Annotated in this window: 8 protein-coding genes and 1 tRNA gene; 3 read left to right on the top strand and 6 right to left on the bottom strand. The window is 62.5% G+C overall.

The annotated features are described in order from the left end of the window. The 3 genes from F758_RS43510 to F758_RS0109100 form a co-directional block, all read right to left on the bottom strand. A partial coding sequence (locus F758_RS43510) for an Hpt domain-containing protein (RefSeq protein WP_035721357.1) occupies positions 1-427 on the bottom strand: 427 nt, incomplete at its 3' end. 288 nt (positions 428-715) lie between these two features. After that, positions 716-1,363 carry a histidine phosphotransferase ChpT gene (gene chpT, locus F758_RS0109105; protein ID WP_024507571.1) on the bottom strand — a complete coding sequence of 216 codons (648 nt, stop codon included), beginning with the start codon at positions 1,361-1,363 and terminating at the stop codon, positions 716-718. A 144-nt stretch (positions 1,364-1,507) separates the two neighbouring features. Then, the gene (locus F758_RS0109100) at positions 1,508-2,011 is read right to left on the bottom strand and encodes a YHS domain-containing (seleno)protein (protein WP_035721354.1); all 504 of its coding nucleotides are present in this window, start codon (positions 2,009-2,011) and stop codon (positions 1,508-1,510) included. 110 nt (positions 2,012-2,121) lie between these two features. Between F758_RS0109100 and F758_RS0109095 the strand changes: the two genes are divergently transcribed. From F758_RS0109095 to F758_RS0109085, 3 genes are all read left to right on the top strand, one after another. Then, on the top strand, positions 2,122-2,727 hold the full coding sequence (locus F758_RS0109095; RefSeq protein WP_024507569.1) for a DUF1134 domain-containing protein: 606 nt from the start codon (positions 2,122-2,124) through the stop codon (positions 2,725-2,727). Positions 2,728-3,121: 394 nt separating this feature from the next. Beyond that, a complete protein-coding gene (locus tag F758_RS0109090; protein WP_024507568.1) occupies positions 3,122-4,408 on the top strand; it encodes a coiled-coil domain-containing protein in 1,287 nt (428 codons plus the stop codon). Positions 4,409-4,536: 128 nt separating this feature from the next. After that, positions 4,537-4,611: transfer RNA gene (locus tag F758_RS0109085), tRNA-Val, on the top strand. 434 nt (positions 4,612-5,045) lie between these two features. Here the strand turns inward: F758_RS0109085 and groL are convergent. The 3 genes from groL to greA all read right to left on the bottom strand — a co-directional run bounded on the left by groL (position 5,046) and on the right by greA (position 7,791). Beyond that, the gene (gene groL, locus F758_RS0109075) at positions 5,046-6,665 is read right to left on the bottom strand and encodes a chaperonin GroEL (RefSeq protein WP_024507567.1); all 1,620 of its coding nucleotides are present in this window, start codon (positions 6,663-6,665) and stop codon (positions 5,046-5,048) included. 45 nt (positions 6,666-6,710) lie between these two features. Next, entirely contained in the window at positions 6,711-7,025 is a 315-nt protein-coding gene (groES, locus tag F758_RS0109070; protein WP_024507566.1) for a co-chaperone GroES, read from the bottom strand. A gap of 286 nt (positions 7,026-7,311) precedes the next feature. Further along, on the bottom strand, positions 7,312-7,791 hold the full coding sequence (greA, locus tag F758_RS0109065; RefSeq protein ID WP_349542458.1) for a transcription elongation factor GreA: 480 nt from the start codon (positions 7,789-7,791) through the stop codon (positions 7,312-7,314). Positions 7,792-8,023 lie beyond the last annotated feature (232 nt).

Genomic DNA, 8,023 nt, shown 5'->3' with positions numbered 1-8,023 from the left:
GCCCAGCCGAGCCTGCCGCGATCAGCGGAGCTGACGCTGCCATCGCCGCCATGCCCTGCGCGACCATCGCCTCGAGCTGGTCGATCAGGTCGCGGTCGTTGCCCTCGGGCTCGGCTTCGGTGGCCTCGAGCCCGGCGAGGATCTCCTTGATGCGGTCGATCGAGGACAAAATCACCGTCACCGCCTCGGCCCGCACCGGCATGCCGTCGCGGAATTTGCCCATCAAGGTCTCGCCGGCATGCGCCAGNGCTTCCAGCCGCGGCAGCCCCAAAAAGCCGCAGGTCCCCTTGATCGTGTGCACCAGGCGGAAGATGTTATCCAGGATCTTGGCGTTGTTCGGCTCCTGCTCGAACTTCACCAGCTGATTGTCGACGGTGTCCAGGCTCTCGCTGGTCTCCGTCAAAAACTCCCGCAACAGATCATCCATGAAACTGGCCTTTGTACGCGACGGCGCGCGAACTCGGCGCGCCACTCAGGAATGCGGCCAGCTTCTCCGCAAAGCGTTTAATATTGGTTGAGTAACCGGAAACGAATGGGCTCAATAAAGAGATAAGATCGCCGCAACAGATCTACGGAGATTTCTCAACCTCTGATTAACCCTGTTTCGGGCTTGTGCGTCTCGAAGGAGGTGGCCGGGAAATCGGCACAGCGGCCTCATGGTTCGAGACGGCGCTTACGCGCCTCCCCACCATGAGGGTCTATTGACGCAATAGGGCTATGCGGCGGTGACGACCACTGCCTCGCCCTCCGGCGCGAGCTTGACGCTCAAGCCGCAGGCCTGCGCCAGCAGCCGCGTGTAATAGGGCTGCACCGCATGCGCGTCAGCGGCCGGCGGCTGGCTCGCGCTCAAGAGTTCGGCGATGTTGTGCGGCAGTCGCGCGTTGAGGCCCGAGGCGGTCACGCGAAAGCTCATCGACTCGCCCTCGCCGATCGGATCGACGGTGAGCGTGCCGCCGCGCGGTATGGTCTGCTGCGCGATGATCAACATGTTGAGCAGGAGCTTGACCCGGTTCTTGGGGAGCAACACCCGCGGCAGGTTCCAGACGATGCTGGTCTTGCCGTCCTCGATATGACCACGGGCCATCGCCTGGGCATCGCCGAGGTCGATCTGCGCGCCGGCGGATCCGGCCGCGCCGAACGCCAGACGACAGAACTGCAGCCGCGCGGAAGCGGTCTTGGCGCTCTTGCGAATCAAATCCAGCGCGAAGTCGCGATCCTCGGGCTTGGGATTGTCATCCAGCACCTCCAGCCCGTTGACGATGGCGCCCACGGGGCTGATCAGGTCGTGGCAAACCCGCGAGCACAACAGTGCGGCGAGTTCGAGCGCGTCGGGAGCGGGACCGGGTGTCGAAGGGCCAGACATGAGATTCCCCAAAGCTTTTCCCAAGAGATCCGCGAGCGAGATCCGCGGGCGACGAATCGCGCGAGAGCTTCAGGCTTGATACACTGGGGCCGCGCGGACTGCCAACCCGCCCCGATGATCGAATCGGCCGATCCTGCTGGCGCGCTACTGCGCGAGCTGCCGCTTGAGCGACGGCCAGCGCGCTTGCGCTTTGCCGATGAAACCTTTCGGGTCGGCGGCAAAGGCCGCGCGATTGGCCTCAAAACCGAACAGGTAGAGTCGCTCACCTGCGATCAGCCAAAACCGCGGATTGCCGGCCACCGCGACGCCGCGCGCGATGTCGACGGGATCGTAGCCGCCGAACTGGGGCCCGTAGATTTCCGGATGAGCGAGGAAGGAGGCACGGTTGCCTTCGTTATGAAAACGCCAAACGACGCCCTCTTCCCAAGCCTCGAACTCCGGCAGGCCGAGCACGGAACGGCCGTCGACGAAATAGGCGACGGGATCGAAGCCCTCGATGGCGAGTCCGCTGAAGCGATTGGTGATGATGCGCTCGGTGGTTGCTGCGCCGCTTGCGACGTCGTTGTATGCAGCACAGAAGACCGCCAAAAGCGTGATAACGGCGATTCCGGGGCGCCAGACGTATCTTTCTTGCCGTTGTGCCGTCATAGTTCGTGCCGATAAAGTCTTGTCGTCTAGGGGACACTGTGTCGCAAGCTAGAGCCTTGCTGTTGGCGTCAGGTTAAGGCGGCGACCGGTATTTCGATGGGGTCTTCTTCATGAGCTTGGTTTCACGCCTGGCCGCGGTGACGCTCGCGGCGTTGATGTGCTGGGTGGCGCCCGCATCTGCCCAGCAGACGGCGCCGTCCGACCTGCCGCCGCCGCAACGCACGCCGAGTCCGAACACTTATGGGCCGGACGAACTGGTCTCTGCCGGCCATCGCTTCTTCGGCAATGTCTCGCGGGGACTGGCATCCGTCATCGAGCGTGCGGTCAGCCAGTGGGGTCTGCCGAACGGCTATGTTCTGGGTGAGGAAGGCTCGGGCGCCTTTGTCGCGGGCTTGAGGTATGGCGAGGGCACCCTCTACACCAAGAATGCCGGCGACCTGAAGGTCTATTGGCAAGGGCCGTCGGTCGGCTTCGATTGGGGCGGTGACGGAGCCCGCACCATGACGCTGGTCTATAACCTGCCCTCGACCGGCGCGATCTACCAGCGCTTCGTCGGCATCGACGGCTCCGCTTACATCGTCGGCGGCTTCGGCATGACCGCGCTTACCGCGAACGGCATCGTGCTGGTGCCGATCCGCTCCGGAATCGGCCTGCGCCTGGGCGCCAATGTCGGCTATCTCAAATATACCCCGCGCGCGACCTGGAACCCGTTCTGACCGTGCCTCAGCCCAAGCGCATTTGGCGGCGATCAAGCTGAAGCGCCGCCGCGCTGCGGCTTGTGACCGGACATCATCCGTGCACAAACGCTTCCGCGTTTGTCGTGAGGGAAATCTGTCTGCATTCTGCGGCTTCACGCGAGGCTGCCGGTCGCATCACGGCCTCAGACTTGGAGCATGATCCGGAAAAGTGGAAACCGGTTTTCCGAAAAGATCATGCTCAAACAACGAGATGAGATCATGATCCGGTCCCGTCTCGTCGGATCATGATCCAGGCCAAGAATCCTGCCGAGAACCCTGGTCGGAAGTTCACGTTAATGCGCCAACGGGCTGGCGTTTTGCGCCTCGCTTGTGCATTGTGATTTCGTAAATCTCCTTTTGCGAGGACGTGTTCATGATCGAACCGATCATGTATGGCGCGATCGGTTTCCTGATCTCGATGCTGTGCGGGCTGATGATCGTGCCGCTGGTGCACAACCGCGCGGTGCGGCTGACCACGCGCCGGCTCGAGGCAGCCACCCCCCTGTCGATGGCGGAAATCCAGGCGGACAAGGACCAGTTGCGCGCGGAATTTGCGATGTCGGCGCGGCGGCTGGAAATGAGCGTCGAACAGCTCAAGCACAAGACGACCAGCCAGCTCGCCGAACTCGGCAAGAAGACCGATGCGATCAACCGCATGAAGATCGAGCTCGGCGAGAAGAACGCCACGATCTTCGCCCTCGAAGCCCGCGAGAAGGCGCTGAAGGATCAGTTGCGCGCGACGGAAGAGGAATTTGCGGCGCGCAGCGAGGCGCTGCGCCAGGCCGAGAAGGCGCTCGCCGACAAGCAGAACGAGCTCGCCAAGCTCACCGCCGAACTGAGCGATCGTTCGATGGTGGCGGATACCCGCCAGGTCGAGCTGGTCGCGGTGCGGGCACAGATCGAAGAATTGAAGAGCCGCGTCGGGAACGCCGAGAAGGAGTTTGCCGCAACGCAAGCGCGACTCGCGCGGGAGCGTTCCGACTCGGAAACCGCGACGCGGGAACTGGTCGAGGCGCGTGACCGCGTCGAGAATTTGAGCCAGCGTGTCACCGATCTCGACCGCCAACTGGTCGCCCAGGTCAAGGAAGCCGAGATGCTCTCCAATCGCGTCAACGATCTGGAGACCCGTCTCGCCGCGCAAGGCAAGCTGCTCGCCGAACGCGATTATGAAAACGACCAGTTGCGCAAGGCCAACGAGATCGCCGAACGCGCCCTGGGCGAGCTGCGCGAGCAGGTCAGCCAGAGCGGCAGCGGCCAAGGGGCGGCCGTGGAAAAGCTGAAGACGGAAAAGGCCGCCCTCGAGGAGCAGTTGCGCATCGCCCGCGACGAGCGCGCCAAGTTGCAGCGCGACATCAACACCATTCAGCAGCAGGCCGAAAGCTCATGGGCGACCGAGCGCATGGAAAATGCGCTGCTGCGCGAGCGCATCAACGACATCGCCGCGGAAGTCGCCAAGCTCGCGATGCAGCTCGAGGGGCCGAACTCGCCGATCGAGGCCATGCTGGCCGCCGAGCCGGCCAAGCAGCCCAAGCAGACCAATGGGGCGCCTGTCGCCAACGGCGCGGCGCCCGGCGCCGGCACATCGCAGGGCGGCACACTGGCCGAGCGCATCCGTGCGCTGCAGGCGCACGCCTCCCGCGCCCGCCAGCAGGGCGCGTGAGCGCGGCTTTTGGGCCGTATTTGCCTTGACACTGACGGGTCGGGCTTCGTAAATCGCGGGCTCTGATTGCTGCCGTGCATGGTCTGGCCGGCCTGTCTGCCAGGCCTTTGACAATGCGCGACATTCCCGGGCGCATAGCTCAGCGGGAGAGCGTTCCCTTCACACGGGAGAGGTCCAAGGTTCGATCCCTTGTGCGCCCACCATTAACTAAATAAGTTCAATAATTTAGAAGATTACTTTCCCCGCGAGTGTGCCCCGAAATGTCCGGGGCACAACAGGGGCACACACCTTTCATCTCGGCACGGCTCAAGAAAAAATGGTTCGGTCATTGCCTCCCCGCCCGGCTGTCGCGATCATGACGCCAATCGAAAGACTTGGCCGATCCATTGCGACGACATGGATGTCGGCAGGACCGCAAATCGCCAAAGACCCGCGGATTTGGAGAGATCGATGCGGCCCACGCCGCCTCCGCAAGTGGTCGGCTCGCGCCGGTCTTTTTCAACGGCAAATGGCTGCATGCGAATCAGCACGGAAGCTCTTCCGAGGGATATTGATTCCGCCGTCAATTGGATTGGCGGATTGATCGGTGCTGCCGTTGACAGCGCGCCCGGCCGTCGGCGGCCGGGCGCCAGTCTTGTCAGAAGTCCATCGGCTGTGTGGGCGAGCCCTCCGCCTTCTTGGGCTTGTCGGCTACGAGCGCCTCGGTCGTGATCAACAGCGAAGCGACCGACGCCGCGTCCTGCAACGCAGTCCGAACGACCTTGGCCGGATCGATCACGCCGACCTTCACCAGGTCCTGGTATTCGCCGGTCGCGGCGTTGAAGCCCCAGTTGTAGTTGCTGTTCTCCAGGAGCTTGCCGACCACGAGCGAGCCGTCCTCACCGGCGTTCTGCACGATCTGCCGCGCCGGCACCTGGATGGCGCGGCGCACGATGTCAACGCCGGCCTTCTGGTCGGCATTAGCTGTCTTGACGCTGTCGAGCGCCTTGAGCGCCCGGAGCAACGCGACACCACCACCGGGAAGGATGCCTTCCTCGACCGCCGCGCGCGTTGCATGCAGGGCATCATCAACGCGGTCCTTTTTCTCTTTGACTTCGACCTCGGTCGCACCGCCGACGCGAAGCACCGCAACGCCGCCGGCAAGTTTGGCCAGCCGCTCCTGCAGCTTCTCGCGGTCGTAGTCGGAGGTCGTCTCCTCGATCTGCGCCTTGATCTGTGCGACGCGGGCTTCGATGTCTTTTTTGGCGCCGGCACCGTTGACGATCGTCGTGTTCTCCTTGTCGATCACGACCTTCTTGGCGCGGCCGAGCATGTTGACCGTGACATTCTCGAGCTTGACGCCAAGGTCTTCCGCGATCGCGGTGCCACCGGTGAGGATGGCGATGTCCTCCAGCATGGCCTTGCGGCGATCGCCGAAGCCCGGCGCCTTGACCGCAGCGACTTTCAGCCCGCCGCGCAGCCGGTTGACCACCAGCGTGGCGAGCGCTTCGCCCTCGACGTCCTCCGCGACGATCAGCAACGGCTTACCGGTTTGCACGACCGCCTCGAGCAGCGGAAGCATGGTTTGCAGCCCAGACAGCTTCTTCTCGTGGATCAGGATGTAGGGATCCTCGAGCTCGACCTTCATCTTTTCGGCGTTGGTGACGAAATACGGGGACACATAGCCGCGGTCGAACTGCATGCCCTCGACCACGTCGAGTTCGGTGTGCAGGCTCTTGGCCTCTTCTACCGTGATCACGCCCTCATTGCCGACCTTCTGCATGGCTTCGGCCAGGAAGCGTCCAATCTCGGTGTCGCCATTGGCGGAGATGGTGCCAACCTGCGCAATCTCGTCGTTGGAGGTGACTTTCTTGGCGCGCGATTTGAGATCGGAAACGATCGCGTCGACGGCCAGATCGATGCCGCGCTTGAGGTCCATCGGATTCATGCCGGCCGCGACCGCCTTCGCGCCTTCCTTGACGATCGCCTGTGCCAGTACGGTCGCAGTGGTCGTGCCGTCGCCGGCGAGATCGTTGGTCTTCGACGCCACCTCCCGAACCATCTGCGCGCCCATGTTCTCGAACTTGTCTTCGAGCTCGATCTCCTTCGCGACCGTCACCCCGTCCTTGGTGATGCGGGGCGCGCCAAAGGATTTTTCGATGACGACATTGCGCCCCTTCGGACCGAGGGTGACTTTCACCGCATTTGCCAGTGTGTCGATGCCCCGCAGCATGCGCTCGCGGGCCTCGGTCGAAAATTTCACGTCCTTGGCAGCCATGTTCCCAATCTCCTTTCTCTTATGACTGTCAGTTTTTCGACGGCGTCAGGCCGCCTTCTTCAACTTGCCGCTGTGTTCGACGATACCCAGAAGATCGCTCTCCTTCATAATCAGGAGATCCTGGCCATCGATCTTCACCTCGGTCCCGGACCATTTGCCGAACAAGACTCGGTCCCCAGCCTTCACGTCGAGGGGGACCAATTGGCCTTGCTCATTCCGCGCGCCGGGGCCGGCAGCGATAATCTCGCCCTCCTGCGGTTTCTCCTTTGCGGTGTCGGGAATGATGATGCCGCCGGCGGTCTTCTCCTCGGCATCAATGCGGCGCACGAGCACACGGTCATGCAGCGGACGGAAATGCATGCACATCCTCCTTCTGTAGGTCAGCGATGTCATAGGACCCGGGCTGGAACCAGCCCCGGGGCGAGAAACGAACTAGGAAAGAACAGGAACCGTTCAAGAGGGTGACGGAAAATTTTTGGCACTTTGAGAGGAAGAGTGCCAACCGCACTTTGAAGGGGGACTTGGTCGCACCTGACCGCCGGCATCGGCTCGAAGCCCACCAAAAGCGGCTTCGAAAAATGCTAATCTTTACAATCCGTTAAGACGCGTCCACGTTGCCTTTGCCGCTCGCGGTTTCTCTCGCTCCTCACAGCCATTCAACTTTCTCGATCCTGTAAATCTTGTCGCCCCGGGGAGTCTCCACGACAACTGCTGTGCCTTTGGTCTTCCCGATCAAGGCGCGTCCGATCGGCGAACTCACGGAGATCTTGCCCCTGCTCACGTTGGCTTCTGGCTCGCCAACGAGTTGGCAAATCCGCTTCTCGCCGGTGTCCTCGTCCATCAGCGTTACCGTTGCGCCGAATTTGACGGTTTCGCCCGAAAGCTTGGAGACATCTATGACTTCGGCACGCGCGAGTCTGTCCTCCAACTCGGCTATTCGGATCTCGTTGACGCTCTGCTCGGCAAGCGCGGCCTGGTATTCGGAGTTCTCAACCAAGTTGGGGTCATCGGCGATCGCCTCTTGAATGCGCTTGGCAAGGCGGGGCCGCTCGTTTCGAACGCGATCCCTCAGCTCATCCCGAAGGGCAGCATGGCCCGCCGCGGTCATGGGATATTTCATCATCAAACTTCTTCAACAAACGGTTCATCACAAAGCGCACACTCAGCCAGATAAGCGTTTGCGAGACTCCTCGGCCGCCCGTCCTGTCTGTGCCTCGCCGTGCGGCTTTGGCTGCGCAGCGGCTGCTCCGAAATCCACCAAGATCACGGGGCGCGCGATGGTAGCCTCTGACCCCGGGGCCGAAACTCCACGGCTGCACAGGAGCGCAGAGAACACTTGGATGTCACCCGCCGCCCTG

The organism is Bradyrhizobium sp. ARR65 (assembly GCF_000472385.1).
Lineage (GTDB): Bacteria > Pseudomonadota > Alphaproteobacteria > Rhizobiales > Xanthobacteraceae > Bradyrhizobium.
This window is presented reverse-complemented; position numbering and strand designations above follow the sequence as displayed.